This window comes from Psychrobacillus sp. PGGUH221 (genome assembly GCF_042055255.1).
In the GTDB taxonomy this organism is placed as follows: Bacteria; Bacillota; Bacilli; order Bacillales_A; family Planococcaceae; genus Psychrobacillus.
This window is the reverse complement of record NZ_JAQMHQ010000011.1, coordinates 30,871-48,353: the sequence shown is the minus strand read 5'-3', so window position 1 is coordinate 48,353 and position 17,483 is coordinate 30,871. Positions and strand designations below refer to the sequence as shown.

Sequence of the window (17,483 nt, the reverse complement as noted above, 5' to 3'; positions counted from 1 at the left end):
CTTATATGCCGAAGGATATTTCGAAGCTGCATGAAAAGCTGGATGGTGAAAAAGGTATTCATACGGACTTTCGGGATGATATGACCTATGGAGATTATTTGCAGCTCGATACGATTTTATCCAGTCAAAAACGATTGTCCGGTCATCATGATGAAATGTTATTTATTATTATTCATCAAGTAAGTGAGCTTTGGATGAAGTTGATCTTACATGAATTGACTAGTGCCATTCAAGCGATACAAGAAGATAAGATGCAAGCCGCCTTTAAAATGCTGGCTCGTGTAACAAAGATTCAAACACAGATTATTCAAGCTTGGGATGTGCTCTCGACATTAACACCAGCTGAGTATTTAGAGTTTCGCGATAAACTCGGTAAAGCATCAGGTTTTCAATCCTTTCAGTATCGACAAATTGAATTTGCACTCGGTTATAAAACAAAGTTTATTCTAAAAATTTATGAGAAGGATTCAAAGTTATACAATGAGCTCGAAAAAGCATATCATTCACCTAGCATTTATGATGTGGCAATTCAAGCATTAGAAAAAGCTGGGTTCAATTTGAACCCAGCTGCTGTAAATCGAGATTATTCCGTTACATATGGAGGAGACGAGACAGTAGCAGAGGCATGGAAAGAAGTATATCAAAACGTGGACCAGTATTGGGATTTGTACCAATTAGCAGAAAAACTAGTGGATATAGAGGATTGGTTACAGCAATGGCGCTTCCGACATATGAAAACGGTAGAACGTATTATTGGTTTTAAAACTGGAACTGGTGGATCCTCAGGAGTAAATTATTTACGTAAAGTGTTAGATCATCGTTTTTTCCCAGAGCTCTGGGATTTAAGAACAAGTTTATAAGGGGTGATGGCAATGGAGAAACGCTGGATAGACATCTCACAGTCGTTTTCAAATAATATTGGTACTTGGCCAGGAGATACACCTTTTCAGTTTGAACTAGCTTTCTCGAAGGAACAGACAGGTTCAGTTAATATTGGTCGTTTCACAACAAGTGTGCATACTGGGACACATGCGGATGCACCCTATCACTTTGACAATGACGCACCTACGATTGAGCAGTTAGACATCCATATTTATATTGGTCGTGCCAAAGTAGTTGACGTCACAGGATTGGAATCAATTGGTCGAGATGAATTGCAGTCATTTGAGTTAGAAGGGGTAGAACGCTTACTATTAAAAACTACCAAACATGTTAATGTGGAGCAATTTCCAACTAGTATTATGGTATTAAAAGAGGATATTGGTGCACTCTTGCAGGAGAAAGGAATTATTTTAATTGGCGTCGATTGTCCTTCTGTTGATGCATTAGACGATAAAGAATTACGAGTGCACCATGCACTTTATCGTCATGGTGTTCATATTCTAGAAAATTTGTTTTTACAAGATGTCACTCCGGGAGATTATGAATTGATTGCCTTGCCTCTAAAGATTCAAGGAGCCGATGGCAGTCCCGTTCGAGCCGTGCTGAGACAGATATAATGGAAAGAAGGATAGAGATACTCTATCCTTTTTTTTTATAAAATTGCGAATATCGAAAGAAAGACGCATATAATTGCTAAAATAAATAGAATAGAAGAATTGAACTTACTTCTTCTCAATTTAAAACCGTATGCACAAAAAAAGATAGCAGCAGCTAATTTGGATAAGCTTTCGTAATAATAATTAGATGAAAAAAATGAACTGCTAAAAATAATCGTACTTAGCAATGTTATAGAGATTAATAGCTTAAACCACATAGGCTCGTTTAGGAATTGCTTAAAATAAAATTTAACCATTGTATACCCGTATGACTCCTCTCCAATATCTATTGTTCTAGTATACTAATGAAACTTTTTTCTTATCCCTTCGTATATGAAATATAGATTTTAGAGGAGGCAATAAAAATGGCTTTAAGTTTTTTCTGGATAGGTGTAGGGCTTGCAGCACTAGGCTACTTTATAGGGGATGGATTAAAGAACTTTAAAAACCCGAAAGGATCCGGATACCCTACTCTCATAAATGAAAAGGATTTGCCGATATATTTTGGGTTGAGTAAAGAAGAAATACTGGAATTGCTCAGAAAATATCCAAATGCACCAAAAATAGAGTTAAACGGAACTACGTATTTTCCCTATCATCAATTTTTAGAATGGCTATCTTCAAACGATATTTATAAGAACTAGAGTGTGTTGTTATTTCAAACACACTCATATACATCAAACGTGCTACCAATTCCATAACCGTCTTTTACTTCGTGTAGAATAATTTGATTAAATCCGTTTGACTTAAGAATATTTTCAAATTCTCCTAGTTCGTAAAGTCGGATAGGGAAATCCATTAGTTCTGTTTTTTCTATCTGTTCATCTTTTACAAATTGGTACTTCAACTTAATTTTTAATAGCTTACTTTCTGAATCATAATGCTCCTGCTTGTATTCCACAATGTCACCGCTGTCATACTGCTTCCGATTCGTTTCCCTCCATTCGGGGAGATCATTAAATTTCCCTCTGTTTGTCATAATCGTTAAAAGTAACTTACCGTCTTCTGTTAACATAGATTTCATATTTGCAAGACTATCGGCTACTAAATAATCAGGCAAAAGGGAAAACGAACCAAAAGGAATAATGATTAAATCATATTTGTTAGGACTTTGAAATTCCTCTATTTTTCCAAGAGTTACTGATGGTTTCAGATTTAACTTTTTACCTTTTTCCTTACAAACTTTTAGCATTTCTTCTGAGATATCAAATCCTTCAATATCGATTCCTCTTTGCAGAAAAGGAAGTAGCATTCTTCCATTACCACACATTGGTTCTAATACTTTCATGTTCTTATCCTTCACAAAAGATAGATAAAACTCGAGTTCTTTCCCGTCTGCAAATGACTTATCACTTTCGTAAATTTGTGTGCACAGCTCTCCGTAATAATCGTTCATTTAATTTCCCCTTTATTTATAGCTAATTTCCGAATGCAAAAATTAACTCTGATTCACATACCAATTCACCATCGACCGTAGCAATTCCTTTTCCTTTGCCAATAGGTCCCTTTAGGCGAGTAATTTCGACTTCCAATCGTAGCTGATCTCCTGGTTTGACCTGCTTTTTAAAACGGCAATTATCAATGCCTGCTAAAAGCCCTAATCTTCCTTCATTCCCTTCTTTCGTTAGCATTACTACTGCACTTACTTGAGCTAAAGCTTCTACAATTAATACTCCTGGCATGACAGGGTAACCTGGAAAGTGTCCATTGAAAAATTCTTCATTTGCTGTCACGTTTTTAATGCCAACTGCTCGTTTTCCTTCATCCAATTCCAATATCTTATCCACTAATAGAAAGGGATAGCGGTGTCTTATTACATCCATGATTTTTTGTGTGTCTAACATAAAAAAACCTCCAATCTAATTAAATTTTATCACTTGGTGTTAGTAGTTGATACTATAATTTTCTTCTGCAATTTTGACGAAACGGTAAACTTTTATTGGAATAGGGGAAGAATAGTGAGGTAAGTCATACCAAGTATTTTTAAAAGCGATTATACTAGGAGTACGAGTAATTTCGAACTAGGAGTGAGTATCTTGAAAAAAGTAGTTGTGGTTGGTGGAGGAATTACAGGACTTTCTACGATGCATTATTTACAAAGACTTAAGATAGAAAAAGCATTAGATGTAGATTTGGTTTTAGTGGAAGCACATGATTATTTGGGTGGTAAAATTCATTCGGTAAGTGCAGATAGCTTTATAATGGAAACTGGTGCGGATTCAATCGTTGCACGTAACGAAGGGGTCTTACCTCTAGTAGAAGAGCTAAAACTGCAAGAAGAGCTCGTTTATAATGAAACAGGTATTTCCTATATATATACGAACAATGAATTACATGCAATCCCTGCAGATACGGTATTTGGAATTCCAACAAGTGAAGAATCTTTAGAAAGTAGTACGTTGGTTTCAGATGAAGGTAAGGAAGAAGCATTGAAAGATCTTGATTCCCCTAACGAAAACTTTACGAAAGAGAGTTCTGTCGGCTCATTTTTAGAGCATTTCTTAGGGAAAGAATTAGTGGAGAAACAAATTGCTCCCGTGTTGTCCGGAGTGTATTCAGGGAGATTAGATGATCTCACTATTTCTTCCACATTACCTTATTTGATTGACTATAAAAACGAATACGGCAGCATCATTAAAGGATTAGAAGCGCATAAAGAACAGTTCGCAGCAGCTGCAAATAAAAAATTCATCTCGTTTAAAGGTGGACTTTCTACTTTAATCGATCGCTTGGAGGAAGAATTGAGCGAATGTACGATTTTAAAGGGAGTACATACGGAGAAAGTAACTAAATCAGAAGCGGGCTACGAGGTTTTATTAGAAAATGGAGAAACAATAGAAGCGGATTTTGTTGTTTTGACTACTCCGCATGATGTGACTCAGCGAATTTTGCAAGAACAAGATTTAGATGTGGATTTTAATAAATTGAAGAATTCCTCATTAATTAGTATTTATCTTGGTTTTGATATTCCAGATGAACAGCTACCAGCTGATGGAACTGGGTTTATCGTTTCGGAAAACAGTGACGTGAAATGTAATGCTTGTACTTGGACTAGCCGAAAATGGAAGCATACATCTGCAAACGGTAATTTACTTGTACGAATGTTTTACAAAAGCTCCAATCCAGTTTTTGAAAGCATGAAGCATATGAGTGAAGAAGAGCTAGTGGAAGTAGCTTTACAAGATATTGACAAGAGCCTGAAACTAAACGGCAAGCCTCAAGTTGTGGAAGTAACTAAATGGAACGATTTAATGCCAAACTATCATCTGGAGCATGGGGAAGCGATAAAATCATTGAATCAGAAATTATCATCTATGCTTCCAAATGTAGTGCTTGCTGGATGCTCGTATTATGGAGTTGGTATCGGCGCTTGCATTAAAAATGGAAAAGAAACAGCGCAATTAATTTCGGAGAGAATTTAATTTTTAAGAAGGATGGTAGGACCAAAATATAATTTTGGTCCTTTTTTTATTGTAGGAATGAAATTGATGGTGTTTTAGATAAATTTACAAATATTGTATATGTGATACGATGCGATTGGGGGTGTTTAAATGATTGTAAAAACTCGAGCGTATGAATATAGCTATATAGCTTTGGAGTCATTATATAGACGTTTACCGAAAATACACGACATGAAAGAGTTGATTCACTCTAAAATGCAAATGGCGAAGGCTGGAATATACGGGGAAGAAAGAATGGATGGGGTTTTTCAAAAGTATTCTTTTCCGTTCCAATACTTGGTGTTGCATGATGTGAGCTTGGAATCGTATGGCAAGTTTCAAATAGATTCGGTATTTTTGACACAATACTTTGCGGTGGTATTAGAGATCAAAAATATAAGTGGAAGTTTGCGGTTTAAGCAAAATCCTTCCCAGCTTGAGCGAGAGAATGAAGAGGGTAAAGTCGATGTATTTGAGAGTCCAGAAGTACAGATAGAAAGGAATATATATTTACTGGAAGATTGGTTAAGATTGCAAGGTGTGAGTATTCCTGTTCGTGGTGTAATCGTGTTGACGAATTCAAGGGTGAAGGTAGTAGAGCCATCCATCAAATATCCAACGATACGATACTTTATTCGACGATTCCAGTATTTTTGCGCAATATGACTCGTGAGAAAGTATGCCTGGAAGTGCCAGCAATGCATGAATTGGCAGAGAAAATGGTTGTGTGTCATCAAGTGTACTTTCCATTTCCACTGTGCAGTCGATGGAGCATAAATCCAAATGATTTGCTGACAGGGGTCTATTGTGAAAAGTGTGAGACGCATGGGATGACGAAAAAGAAAAACGGCTGGAACTGTTTAAGGTGTGGTCATGTAGATCGCTTGGCGCATGAGAAGGCGATGCGTGATTGGTTTATGCTAATCGGGGATAGTATTAATAATCGGCAATGTAGATATTTTCTTAAATTGGATTCTTATCAGGCCGCATCTCGCATATTAAATTCTATGGGGCTGTCGAGAGAGGGTTCGTCTAAACGTAACACAATTTATAAGTGGAATTGGTCTTAAATTGACGAATCGGATGATAAAGAGTGAAAATCGGATAATAAGTCGAGATAATCGGATAATAACAAATGAAAATCGGATAATAAATCGAGATAATCGGATAATAACCGCCAAATATCGGATAATAAAAACACTCTTAAGATGCAAGAAAATTCAATCTACGTCTTGACGCTTTAGTTGAATAAAGGTACGATAAGTCTAACAAAAAATTGAATATTGAATTCTTATCAAGAGAAGCTGAGGGACTGGCCCTGTGAAGCTTCAGCAACCAGCCGTTTGGTCAGGTGCTAATTCCAGCAGATGCTTATGTGTCTGATAGATGAGAAGGGACGAATTTTACATACTCGTAAAGCCTTCTTTTCATGGAAGGCTTTTTTTTTATTTTAGAGAGGATGAATGTGAATGGGTTTATTAGAGAAGCTGCAAACGAATGTTTTGACTGCTGACGGAGCGATGGGGACACTGCTTTATTCATATGGAATTGATTATTGTAACGAAGAATTAAACATCCAGAAGCCAGAGATTATTGAGAAAATTCACCAGGACTATATAGTTGCAGGCGCGGATATCATTCAGACGAATACGTATGGTGCAAATGCAATTAAACTGGCGCGGTACGGACTAGAAAATCAAATGAAAGAAATCAATGAAGCGGCGATCCAAATCGCAAAAAGAGCAGCTGCCCCTGGTGGTCAATTTGTGCTTGGTACGATTGGTGGTATACGCGGTATTCGGAAGAGTGATGCGACTATTGATGAAATTATCGCAACGGTTAATCAACAAGCTACCCAACTACTATCAGGAAATCCAGATGGATTATTACTAGAAACGTACTATGATTTTGAAGAGCTTTCCGCAACGGTTACGCATCTAAGAAAGCTGACAGATACACCGATCATTGCACAAGTATCGATGCATGAGCCAGGTATCTTGCAAAACGGTTTATCGCTAAATGATGCATTACATCAACTAGAGGCATTAGGAGCAAGTATTGTGGGAGTCAATTGTCGACTTGGTCCTCATCATACAATTCAAGCGTTCGAAGGGGTGACGCTACCAGAAAAAGCATTTCTGTCTGCTTATCCAAATGCAAGTTTACTTGATGTAGAGGATGGCCGTATTGTTTACGAATCTGAGGCAGATTATTTTGGAAAAGCAGCGTTATACTTTCGCGAAGCAGGAGTTCGTTTAATAGGCGGTTGCTGTGGGACAACACCAAAACATATTGAAGCCGTGAAAAAAAGAATTGGAACTCTACCTCCAATTACAAATAAAATCGTAACGCCTAGAAAGCCAATAATCATTCAGGAAGCAGAACCAACCGTCAATCAACCACTACATGAAAAAGCAAAAACCGAAAGAACAATCATCGTGGAACTAGATACGCCACGCCATTTAGACACAACTACTTTTATGGAAGGTGCAGAGAAGCTGAATGCAGCTGGAATTGATGCAGTAACGATGGCAGATAACTCACTTGCATCTCCTCGTATTAGCAATATGGCTATGGGCTCGATGTTAAAATTGCAAAATAATATTCGTCCTCTAGCTCATATTACATGTCGTGACCGCAATTTGATTGGCTTACAATCACATTTAATGGGTCTGGATGCACTTGGAATTCATGATATATTGGCTGTTACAGGTGATCCAACCAAAATAGGAGATTTTCCCGGAGCAACCAGTGTTTATGATGTATCAAGTTTAGAGTTACTCCAATTAATTAAACAGCTAAATGAAGGTGTTTCCTTCTCAGGAAAATCGCTTCGAAAAAAAGCCAACTTCTCTGTGGCAGCTGCCTTTAATCCCAACGTTCGCGTACTGGATCGTGCTGTTAAAAGACTAGAGAAGAAAATAGAGTGTGGAGCTGATTATTTCATTACCCAGCCCGTTTATTCGAAAGAAAAAATGGAGGAAATCTATGAAGCGACGAAACACTTGTCCACTCCTATTTTCCTTGGGATTATGCCACTTACAAATAGTCGTAATTCTGAGTTCCTGCACAATGAAGTGCCAGGTATTAAATTATCAGATGAAGTGTTAGAACGCATGCGTGCTTGTGGAGAAGATAAAGAGCGTTCTACTGCGGAAGGTATACAAATTGCAAAAGAGCTTATTGACACTGCAGCGGAGTTATTTAATGGCATTTACATCATTACGCCATTTTTCCGTGTGGATATGTCACTTGAATTGATTCGCCATATTAAAGAGATTGACGGAAAGAAAGCGAGAGAAAACAGTTATGTCCAAACATCTAATTGAACAGGAACTTCAAAAAAGAATTCTTATTATTGATGGCGCAATGGGAACGATGATCCAAAACGTGAATCTAACTCCAAAGGATTTCGGTGGAGAAGAATACGAGGGATGTAATGAGTATTTAAACGTTATCAATCCAACTGTCATTGAACAAATTCATCGGGAATATCTAGAGGCAGGTGCAGATATAATTTGTACCAATACGTTTGGGGGAACACCAGTCGTGTTAAATGAATATGATCTAGGTGACCAAGCGCATGAAATCAACCTTCGTGCAGTGCAGCTTGCGAAGAAGGTTGCAATTGAATTATCTACTCCCGACTGGCCGAGATTTGTGGCTGGTGCAATTGGACCGACAACAAAAACATTGTCTGTAACTGGTGGAATAACCTTCGATGAGTTAACAAATGACTTTTACATACAAGCAAAGGCATTAGTCGAAGGTGGCTCCGATGTTATCCTATTGGAAACAAGTCAGGATATGCTAAACGTGAAGGCCGCAACCATTGGTATACAACAAGCATTTACAGAAACGGGGAAAGAGCTTCCTATCATGATATCTGGAACAATCGAGCCAATGGGAACGACACTTGCGGGTCAAAGTATTGAAGCATTCTACATTTCAATTGAACATATTAAACCACTCTCTGTGGGACTCAACTGTGCAACAGGACCAGAATTTATGACGGATCATATTCGCTCCCTTTCTGAGTTATCAGATGGATATGTAAGCTGTTATCCAAATGCAGGATTACCGGATGAAGAAGGACATTACCATGAATCACCTGAATCGCTTTCGAAGAAGTTAAAAGGCTTTGCAGAAAAAGGATGGTTAAATGTTGTAGGTGGATGTTGCGGAACTACTCCAGCCCATATTCAAGCAGTTCGCGAAGCAGTGAAAGATATTGCACCTCGTAAGCCAGCTGAAACAGGCCATGGTCATGTAGTTTCAGGTATTGAACCGTTATTATATGACGAAACAATGCGTCCACTCTTAATAGGGGAAAGAACAAATGTGATTGGTTCGAGAAAATTTAAACGACTTATAGTAGAAGAAAAGTTTGAAGAAGCTTCCGAAATTGCTCGTGCACAAGTAAAAGGTGGTGCTCACGTCATCGATATTTGTCTTGCTAACCCTGACAGAGATGAATTATCTGACATGACTAATTTCATGAAGGAAGTTGTGAAAAAAGTGAAAGTGCCACTTGTCATTGATTCCACTGATGAAAATGTAATTGAAGAGGCATTGAAATATTCACAAGGTAAAACAATTATTAACTCGATCAATCTAGAGGATGGCGAAGAGCGTTTTGACGCTGTAATGCCACTTGTAAAAAAATATGGAGCAGCTGTAGTAGTTGGAACAATTGATGAAGTGGGAATGGCGATTACACGTGAACGTAAGTTGGAGATTGCAGAACGTTCCTATGATTTGCTCGTAAATAAATGGGGACTTGCACCAGAAGATATCATTTTTGATCCACTAGTTTTCCCAGTAGGTACAGGAGATCAACAATATATTGGATCAGCTGTGGAAACAATAGAAGGAATTCGTTTAATAAAAGATAAGATGCCTCGCTCACTAACTATTTTAGGAGTAAGTAATGTTTCATTCGGTCTACCACCAGTTGGGCGAGAAGTGCTCAATGCTGTTTATTTGTATCATTGCACACAAGCAGGGCTTGATTATGCAATTGTAAACACAGAAAAACTAGAGCGATATGCATCTATTCCTGAACAGGAAATTGCGATGGCAAATGAACTGTTATTTACAACAACAGATAAAACTTTAGCTGATTTTACTGACTTTTATCGAGACAAAAAGAAAGAAAAGACAGAAGCAGATATCCCGAAAACAGTACCCGAACGTCTTGCTTATTATATTGTGGAAGGTACGAAGGAAGGGCTTATTCCAGATTTGGAAGAGGCGCTTAAAATGTATGAGACCCCTCTAGATGTTATAAATGGGCCATTGATGGAAGGTATGTCCGAAGTAGGACGTCTTTTTAATGACAATCAATTGATAGTGGCAGAAGTGCTACAAAGTGCTGGTGTGATGAAGGCTTCGGTTGCTTATTTGGAACAGTTTATGGAAAAGAAAGAAGATGACTCTGGTAAAGGGAAAATCGTTCTTGCGACTGTAAAAGGTGATGTACACGACATTGGAAAAAACTTGGTCGATATCATATTAAGCAATAACGGATATAAAGTAATCGACGTTGGAATAAAAGTAACTCCTGCCACTTTAATAGAAGTTATTCGAAAAGAAAAGCCAGATATCGTAGGATTATCAGGGCTTCTCGTAAAGTCTGCTCAACAAATGGTTATTACCGCACAAGACTTTAAAGAAGCAGGTATTGAAGTACCTATGCTTGTAGGAGGAGCTGCGCTATCTCGTCGTTTTACAGAAACGAAAATTTCGGCTGAGTACGACGGACCTGTCCTATATGCAAAAGATGCGATGCAAGGATTAGAGCTAGCAAATCGTCTACAAAATGATGAAGATAAATCCGTTTTACTGGAGGAATTAATAACGCAACAAGAAAAACGGAAAGTAGCAGAAGCTGCACGGGCTTCCAAACAAGCTGTAGCTGTTTTAACGAAACCAGTCAAAACGGTGCGTGAAGATGTCCAAGTATTTAATCCTAAAGACTTACGTCGACACGTTTTAAAAGATTATTCAGTGTCACACTTATATCCATACGTTAATATGCGAACGCTGATTGGGCATCACTTAGGCTTAAAGGGGTATAGTGATAAATTATTAGAACAAGGCGACGAGCGTGCGGTGGAGTTACATGAACTAGTAACCGAGTTTCTAGGAGCTGGCATTTTAAAACCATCTGGTATGTATCAATTTTTCCCTGCACAATCAGATGGCGATGATGTAGTAATCTATGATCCAACGGATGCCAAAACAGAAATAGAACGATATACGTTTCCTCGTCAATCTGTAGAACCATACCTTTGCTTAGCGGACTACTTGAAATCCGTCGAAAGTGGTGAAATGGATTATGTCGCATTCATGCTCGTTACAGCAGGACATGGTGTTCGGGAAGCGGCTAATAAACTAAAAGAACAAGGGAAGTTTTTAGAAAGTCATGCATTGCAGGCAACTGCACTGGAACTGGCAGAAGGATTTGCGGAACGTATTCACCAGGAAATCCGAGATCAATGGGGCTTCCCAGATGCAACTGATTTTACAATGCGTGACCGGTTCGCAGCAAAATACCAAGGACAACGCTTCTCTTTTGGCTACCCTGCTTGTCCAAATTTAGAAGATCAAGCAAAATTGTTTGGACTTCTTAAACCAGAGGACATCGGTGTGCAATTAACCGAAGAGTTTATGATGGAGCCAGAAGCATCGGTCTCTGCCATCGTATTCGCACATCCAGATGCGAGATATTTTGTAGTCGACTAAAATAAAACACCGCCAAATGATGGCGGTGTCAGACTGCAGAAAAGGAATTTGGCTAATTGTTCTCGTTTCATTAACTTGAGATTCTGTCTAAATTTCCTATTAACTCAGGATTCCTAAGTATATAGAAAATAATCAGGTAGCATTTTATTGGTTTGGAGAAGCGTCCGATCGAGATCGACTCCTGCGGGAAAAGCGAGACAGACAAGAACCTGCAGGAGCGTAGCGAGTGCGCTGAAAAAGTCTATAGAATTTGAATTTACTTAATAATATCGTCCGATAAATAAGAAAATCGTAGAAACGGCTCCCTTTCCGCGGGCGTTGCCTTAGCCTCCTCGCTGCGCTGCGGGGTCTTCGGCTAACGCTATCCCCGCAGGAGTGTCGCCTTTTTCAACGATTTTCTATAAATACTAATTGAAAAATTTAAGTGATATAAATTTACTCTATTAATAGCATGATGGTTTTCTAATTGAAAAGCGGATAATAGTTGATTGGAGTGGAAGGTGGCGACTCCAGCCGGAATAGCAAATGTTTTCTGCACCGATAGCGAAGCGTCAGGTGCATGAGATGAAGACCCTGGACTGAGCGTAGCGAAATTAATTTTTGCGACGAGCTTGCGCAGGAGCAAGGGAAGCGGCTGAAACCATGCCGGCGGAAAGCGTCCGCCTGGAACGGAAAACAACGGGACCCTGACAAAAAGCGAACATGGGAACGAATGCAGTTCCCATACATGCTAAGAGATACCTTGAAAAGTTTTTCAGTGGACTCAGCCTAAGGAAGTAAGGCTATTGGCTCATGTCAAATGGATAGCAATCTAAGTTCGCGACGTCCTACGGCTACGATTGCATGACCCACATCCCGTGGATCCAAGTGGCGCGGCGCTCGTCCGCGGAAAGCTTTCGGAAAACCATCTATCCTTTATAAAGATAAATTCGAGTTTGTCTAAAGTATCACACCGCCAACAGGTTTGGCGGTGTTTTTTTGAGGGAAAATGTGAATCGCTCAATCTTTGCGCAAGATAGCTCAATCTTTCTAGCGAATCGCTCAATCTTTGAACAAAAACACTCATTGATTGTTGTGAATCGATCAATCTCCTAATTACTTGCTTTTATTGAACAAGCTCCTTGTCACTTTTGACTCTCTTCAATTGTGCCACGATAATGACGCTTATAATGACAAGTAAAAACCAGGAGCTGATTTTACCGATGTGGACAAGGGACCATGCAGCTTCCTGGTTTGGATATTGCCATGCACCAAAGAATGTGGTGATATTTTCAGCAATCCAAATAAAGAAACCAATTAAAATGAAGGAGAGAATCATCGGCATTTTATAGATTTTATCGTTGATCTGGAAGGTGACGATTGTTCGGAAGAAAATAATAAAGAGTAATCCCTTCAACCACCAACGAATGTCATAGGTGAAGTGATGAGTAAAGAAATTAAGATAAATAAGAATGCTAATACTGACTGCCCAAAAGGACTTTGGCCAATGATAAATATGTAAATCTAAATGACGCCAACTTTGACAAATGTAACTCGCGACGCTCGCATACATGAAACCACTATACAGTGGGACACCAAAAACCTTACTATATGCATCCTCTGGATAACTCCAAGAACCCATATGGACTTTATATAATTCCAGGGCTAGACCAATTACATGAAATAAACATATGACTTTGAACTCATCGATTGTTTCTAATTTAGAGACAAGCATGAATACTTGAGCAGCAATACAAATTATTAAAATTAAATCATATCTTGGTAAAAATGGAGTATCTACATATTTCGAAAAGGCCAGAGCTGCAAATATGATTACCGGAAAAATACAAGAAATTGCTTGTAAATAAACAAATCGTAAAAAGTTTTTCATAAGCCAACCTCGGCTTTCTTCAAAAGTTTGTATTGCTTACCATATGGACGAAAAGCATATGCTCAGGTTTCTTGTTCAACCGTATATAGACAAATCGCTTATTCTTACCTAGACACTTTATCCCGACTTGCATAATTTATAGAGATTTTATTAAATCATTAGGAGTGAAGTGGAATGTTTTTGCCATTTGGAGATGGATATCGAGACGGAGGTCGGGACCGAGACCGAGACAGAGATTACCCAAGATACCCAAGATACCCAAGATACCCAAGATATCCGCAGTATCCTTATCCAAGATATCCTAGATATCCGTATTATCCATACTATCCTTATTATCCGTACTATCCATATTATCCTTATTATCCGGGATATGGCTATCCAGGATATCAAGGAAGATACGGTTATTGAGAAATTTTTTCGTGAATCTGATTTCCAGTTAAGAGAGGGGAAATTCCCCTTTCTTTTTAATAACTTAATAAAAATGGACAACCTAGAAAATATTATAAAAGCAGGTATTTTAGGAAGGACGTCGAAGGTTTATAGGAATTAGTTATTAGGAGGAATTTTTATTTTATTTTTAATGATACCAATAATTATCGTAATGATTGGTTTGTATTGTGTCACATTGGCTCTATGGGAGTTAAGAGTAGGTGCTGATCGAAAAAAGTATATAACTTATATGTTCACAGGTTTAGTATTAATTTTTATAGTTCCTAAATTGTTAGTGGGGGAAATTTAACATAATGACATTAGACAATTTTGAAGAATATGATAATCCTATTTTGTATGATCTTGAAAATAACGCCTATTCAGATGATGTGAAATTCTTAACGAAATGGGCTGCTAAAACAGAAGGCATAATTATAGATTTGGCTTGTGGAACGGGGAGAGCTACTATTCCATTGGCCAAGGAAGGATATAAACTAATTGGAGTAGACCTACATAGCGGTATGTTAAATGAAGCAAAAAAGAAAGCATCTGCTCTTCATTTACAAGTTGATTGGATCGAACAAGATTGTTCCGAATTAGAATTGAATGTAAAAAGTAATTTGATATTCTCTGTTGGAAATTCTTTTCAACATTTCCTTACAAATGACGATCAAGATGGATTGTTGACCTCTGTAAATAAGCATCTAGAAACCAAAGGAATCTTCATTTTTGGAACAAGATTTCCAACTGTAGAGGAATTGTTACAACCAAACACAGAAGAATATTGGAAAACTTATAAAGATAAGGAAACTCACCATAAAGTAGATGTATACACGATTAGTAGATATGAGTCCTTAAACCAAGTGCAACATTACACAACGATAAGAAGATATAAAGATCAAATTGGAGAAATAGTGAAAGAGGTAAAAACAAATATTAGTTTAAGGTATGTGTTTCCAAAGGAAATGGAGCGACTATTATTTTCAAATGGATTTGAAATTCTTCATGTGTACAAGGATTGGAATGAAACACCTTTGACAGATGATAGCGAACAAATGATTTATGTTTGCCAAAAAATAAAATAGTACAATGGAGGTTAATATGGGTTATATCGAGGAATTACGTAAGACAGTTGGAAATCAACCCCTCATATTAGTTGGAGTTGCAGTTGCAGTGATTAATGAACAAGGGGAAATCTTATTGCAAAAAAGACAAGATGGATTATGGGGTGTTCCAGGAGGTTTTATCGAACTAGGAGAATCAACTGAGGAAGCTGGAAGAAGAGAAGTTTTGGAAGAAACGGGATTAGAAGTAGGTAAACTTGATTTAGTAGGTGTTTTCTCTGGAAAACAGTATTTTGTTCAATTACCAAATGGGGATGAATTCTATCCAGTGACAATTGCTTATATGACAAACGAATTAAAGGGTGGGAGTTTAAAGGCAGACGGTGAAGAAACTGTGGAAGTTCAGTTTTTTAAAGTAACGGAACTACCGGAAGGACTCAATCCGCTCATTAAAAATCTTATAAAGCAACATTCTTTATCTCTTTAAAATACAGAAAGGAATGGAGATTTAATGTCAGAAAATATACAAGAACTTACTTACAAAGAACAATGGTTAGAAGCCTTTCCAGTTATGAAACAGTTAAGAACAGAGTTGACAGAGGATACCTATCTAGAGTTACTTCAAGAAATGAAAAAAGACGGTTATACATTGTATGCTCTATATGAGAATAATAAGATTGTATCCTTAACTGGTTTTAGTTGGAGAACAAACTTTTATAATAAACGCCACATTTTCATTTATGATCTCGTAACAGATTATGAGCATCGGTCATTCGGTTACGGAGAGAAATTATTAAATTATATACATAACTGGGCTAAGGAAAACGGAGCAGAATATGTTGCATTAGAATCAGGCATTCAACGAAATAATGCACATCGTTTTTATGAGGAAAAATTAGACTATGAAAAATGGTGTTATTCATTTAGAAAATCTTTGTAACGAAAGGAAGTAGTAACGATCGAAGCAAAAACTAAAATTTTGGACATGAATAAGGATAGTTGGGAGAAATCTGCGGAACGATTTTTCGGAAGAACAGCTCTTCCCGAATATGGGCCTTTTTCGATAAACGAGGAACAGCACGGACTATTTGGAGACATTTCAAATCAAAAGGTATTGGATATTGGGTGTGGTAGTGGTCATTCATTACAGTATATGGGTAACCGAGGAGCTAAGGAACTATGGGGATTAGACCTTTCCACAAGGCAAATAGAAACAGCAAATAAATTATTAAGTAATCAACCGGTTAAAGTAACATTATTCGAGTCTCCTATGGAGAAAAATCCAGGATTACCTAGTGATTACTTCGATATTGCATACTCTATTTATGCATTAGGTTGGACAGTTGATTTACAGCAGACATTGAAAAATATCCATTACTACTTAAAGCCGGGTGGATTATTTATCTTTAGTTGGGAGCACCCTTTACATGATCGTTTGTCCTATGAAAAGTCGTCGTTTAATTTCAATAAATCTTACATTGTAGAAGGTCCAGAATACAATGAAGCATGGCATAACGAGGTAATTATACATCATCGAAAACTAAGTACATATATAAATACACTCATTGAATGTGGTTTCACCATCGATAAGGTAATAGATGATGTTATATTCCCTGATAACAATATTTCTGATGATCCCTCCAAATGGTACTCAACGCAAAAAGCACAATTAGTGCCTGCAACGTTTATAATAAAAGCATACAAAAAGTAATTAAAGGTCTTGAGTTTATTGAAGATTGGGACTGAGGAAGGTGAAAGTGATGAAGAAATTTTGGTCTAGGTATAAACATTGGTTATTTTATAGCTTTATAGTAATCGGTTTGATAATTAGTTTTTCTAAATTTACTTATTCAGTACAAGCTATTATAGCAACTGTTTTTGGCATAATTGGATTTTTAGGAGTTACATATCTTACCTTTCAAATTGAAGCTCAAAAACGAAAAGAAAATAAAAAATAGTAATTGTTAAAGGTTGAGTGAGAATGAAGTTTTATATTGCATCCAGTTTTCAAAATATTGATTCTGTTAAATATGTAAGTGAAGTTCTAAAAAACAAAGGGTATATTCATACATATGATTGGACTAAAAATGAAAGAGTTTCAACTATAGAAAAACTTCAAGCAATAGGACAAGAGGAGAAAAATGGTGTCCTGACTGCCGACATTCTTGTGGTATTATTACCCGCAGGAAAAGGGAGTCACATAGAATTTGGATTAGCGCTGGGACAGGGTAAAAAGGTTTTTCTATACTCACCAAACGATGATGTTAGAGACTTAGAAACAACGAGCACATTTTATCATTTGCCGGAAGTAGAAATAGTGATTGGAACTATAGACGAATTAATTGATGTTATCTTTTCGAGTAACGTCTAGTTAGTCTACTAGATATAGTCATAT

18 protein-coding genes and 1 riboswitch are annotated in these 17,483 nt (G+C 37.4%); of the genes, 15 read left to right on the top strand and 3 right to left on the bottom strand.

Going from position 1 to position 17,483, the window contains the following annotated elements:
* Nucleotides 1-5: 5 nt before the first annotated feature.
* From kynA to PGC35_RS18175, 3 genes are all read left to right on the top strand, one after another.
* On the top strand, nucleotides 6-860 hold the full coding sequence (gene kynA / locus PGC35_RS18185) for a tryptophan 2,3-dioxygenase (protein ID WP_056830589.1): 855 nt from the start codon (nucleotides 6-8) through the stop codon (nucleotides 858-860).
* A 12-nt stretch (nucleotides 861-872) separates the two neighbouring features.
* Nucleotides 873-1,499 carry an arylformamidase gene (gene kynB / locus PGC35_RS18180; protein WP_375220132.1) on the top strand — a complete coding sequence of 209 codons (627 nt, stop codon included), beginning with the start codon at nucleotides 873-875 and terminating at the stop codon, nucleotides 1,497-1,499.
* 404 nt (nucleotides 1,500-1,903) lie between these two features.
* Nucleotides 1,904-2,182: a DNA-binding protein gene (locus tag PGC35_RS18175; protein ID WP_375220131.1), complete on the top strand. Its 279-nt coding sequence runs from the start codon at nucleotides 1,904-1,906 to the stop codon at nucleotides 2,180-2,182.
* Nucleotides 2,183-2,196: 14 nt separating this feature from the next.
* On the opposite strand, the gene PGC35_RS18170 is transcribed toward PGC35_RS18175, so the two are convergent.
* On the bottom strand, nucleotides 2,197-2,934 hold the full coding sequence (locus PGC35_RS18170; RefSeq protein ID WP_375220130.1) for a class I SAM-dependent methyltransferase: 738 nt from the start codon (nucleotides 2,932-2,934) through the stop codon (nucleotides 2,197-2,199).
* 22 nt (nucleotides 2,935-2,956) lie between these two features.
* A complete protein-coding gene (gene fabZ / locus PGC35_RS18165; RefSeq protein ID WP_375220129.1) occupies nucleotides 2,957-3,382 on the bottom strand; it encodes a 3-hydroxyacyl-ACP dehydratase FabZ in 426 nt (141 codons plus the stop codon).
* Nucleotides 3,383-3,574: 192 nt separating this feature from the next.
* Between fabZ and PGC35_RS18160 the strand changes: the two genes are divergently transcribed.
* The 5 genes from PGC35_RS18160 (at nucleotide 3,575) to metH (ending at nucleotide 11,725) form a co-directional block, all read left to right on the top strand.
* On the top strand, nucleotides 3,575-4,960 hold the full coding sequence (locus PGC35_RS18160) for a protoporphyrinogen oxidase (protein ID WP_375220128.1): 1,386 nt from the start codon (nucleotides 3,575-3,577) through the stop codon (nucleotides 4,958-4,960).
* Nucleotides 4,961-5,089: 129 nt separating this feature from the next.
* The gene (locus PGC35_RS18155; RefSeq protein ID WP_375220127.1) at nucleotides 5,090-5,644 is read left to right on the top strand and encodes a nuclease-related domain-containing protein; all 555 of its coding nucleotides are present in this window, start codon (nucleotides 5,090-5,092) and stop codon (nucleotides 5,642-5,644) included.
* A gap of 32 nt (nucleotides 5,645-5,676) precedes the next feature.
* Entirely contained in the window at nucleotides 5,677-6,048 is a 372-nt protein-coding gene (locus tag PGC35_RS18150; RefSeq protein ID WP_375220126.1) for a hypothetical protein, read from the top strand.
* A gap of 218 nt (nucleotides 6,049-6,266) precedes the next feature.
* Nucleotides 6,267-6,371: riboswitch (SAM riboswitch) on the top strand.
* 76 nt (nucleotides 6,372-6,447) lie between these two features.
* Entirely contained in the window at nucleotides 6,448-8,307 is a 1,860-nt protein-coding gene (locus PGC35_RS18145; RefSeq protein ID WP_375220125.1) for a bifunctional homocysteine S-methyltransferase/methylenetetrahydrofolate reductase, read from the top strand.
* A complete protein-coding gene (metH, locus tag PGC35_RS18140) occupies nucleotides 8,288-11,725 on the top strand; it encodes a methionine synthase (RefSeq protein ID WP_375220124.1) in 3,438 nt (1,145 codons plus the stop codon). The genes PGC35_RS18145 and metH overlap by 20 nt, the downstream gene beginning before the upstream one ends.
* A 1,105-nt stretch (nucleotides 11,726-12,830) precedes the next feature.
* On the opposite strand, the gene PGC35_RS18135 is transcribed toward metH, so the two are convergent.
* Nucleotides 12,831-13,595 carry a DUF817 domain-containing protein gene (locus PGC35_RS18135; RefSeq protein WP_375220123.1) on the bottom strand — a complete coding sequence of 255 codons (765 nt, stop codon included), beginning with the start codon at nucleotides 13,593-13,595 and terminating at the stop codon, nucleotides 12,831-12,833.
* A gap of 174 nt (nucleotides 13,596-13,769) precedes the next feature.
* Here PGC35_RS18135 and PGC35_RS18130 point away from each other — a divergent pair, with 174 nt between their 5' ends.
* The 7 genes from PGC35_RS18130 to PGC35_RS18100 all read left to right on the top strand — a co-directional run bounded on the left by PGC35_RS18130 (nucleotide 13,770) and on the right by PGC35_RS18100 (nucleotide 17,459).
* The gene (locus PGC35_RS18130) at nucleotides 13,770-14,003 is read left to right on the top strand and encodes a hypothetical protein (protein ID WP_375220122.1); all 234 of its coding nucleotides are present in this window, start codon (nucleotides 13,770-13,772) and stop codon (nucleotides 14,001-14,003) included.
* A gap of 335 nt (nucleotides 14,004-14,338) precedes the next feature.
* Complete coding sequence (locus tag PGC35_RS18125) at nucleotides 14,339-15,109, top strand: class I SAM-dependent methyltransferase (RefSeq protein ID WP_375220121.1); 771 nt, start codon at nucleotides 14,339-14,341, stop codon at nucleotides 15,107-15,109.
* 16 nt (nucleotides 15,110-15,125) lie between these two features.
* The gene (locus tag PGC35_RS18120; protein WP_375220120.1) at nucleotides 15,126-15,575 is read left to right on the top strand and encodes an NUDIX hydrolase; all 450 of its coding nucleotides are present in this window, start codon (nucleotides 15,126-15,128) and stop codon (nucleotides 15,573-15,575) included.
* Between the two features lie 24 nt (nucleotides 15,576-15,599).
* The gene (locus PGC35_RS18115; RefSeq protein ID WP_375220119.1) at nucleotides 15,600-16,028 is read left to right on the top strand and encodes a GNAT family N-acetyltransferase; all 429 of its coding nucleotides are present in this window, start codon (nucleotides 15,600-15,602) and stop codon (nucleotides 16,026-16,028) included.
* 45 nt (nucleotides 16,029-16,073) lie between these two features.
* Nucleotides 16,074-16,799 carry a class I SAM-dependent methyltransferase gene (locus tag PGC35_RS18110; protein ID WP_375220254.1) on the top strand — a complete coding sequence of 242 codons (726 nt, stop codon included), beginning with the start codon at nucleotides 16,074-16,076 and terminating at the stop codon, nucleotides 16,797-16,799.
* Between the two features lie 49 nt (nucleotides 16,800-16,848).
* Nucleotides 16,849-17,046, top strand: coding sequence for a hypothetical protein (locus PGC35_RS18105; protein WP_375220118.1), 198 nt, complete (start codon nucleotides 16,849-16,851; stop codon nucleotides 17,044-17,046).
* A gap of 23 nt (nucleotides 17,047-17,069) precedes the next feature.
* Complete coding sequence (locus PGC35_RS18100) at nucleotides 17,070-17,459, top strand: nucleoside 2-deoxyribosyltransferase (RefSeq protein ID WP_375220117.1); 390 nt, start codon at nucleotides 17,070-17,072, stop codon at nucleotides 17,457-17,459.
* Nucleotides 17,460-17,483: the final 24 nt, after the last annotated feature.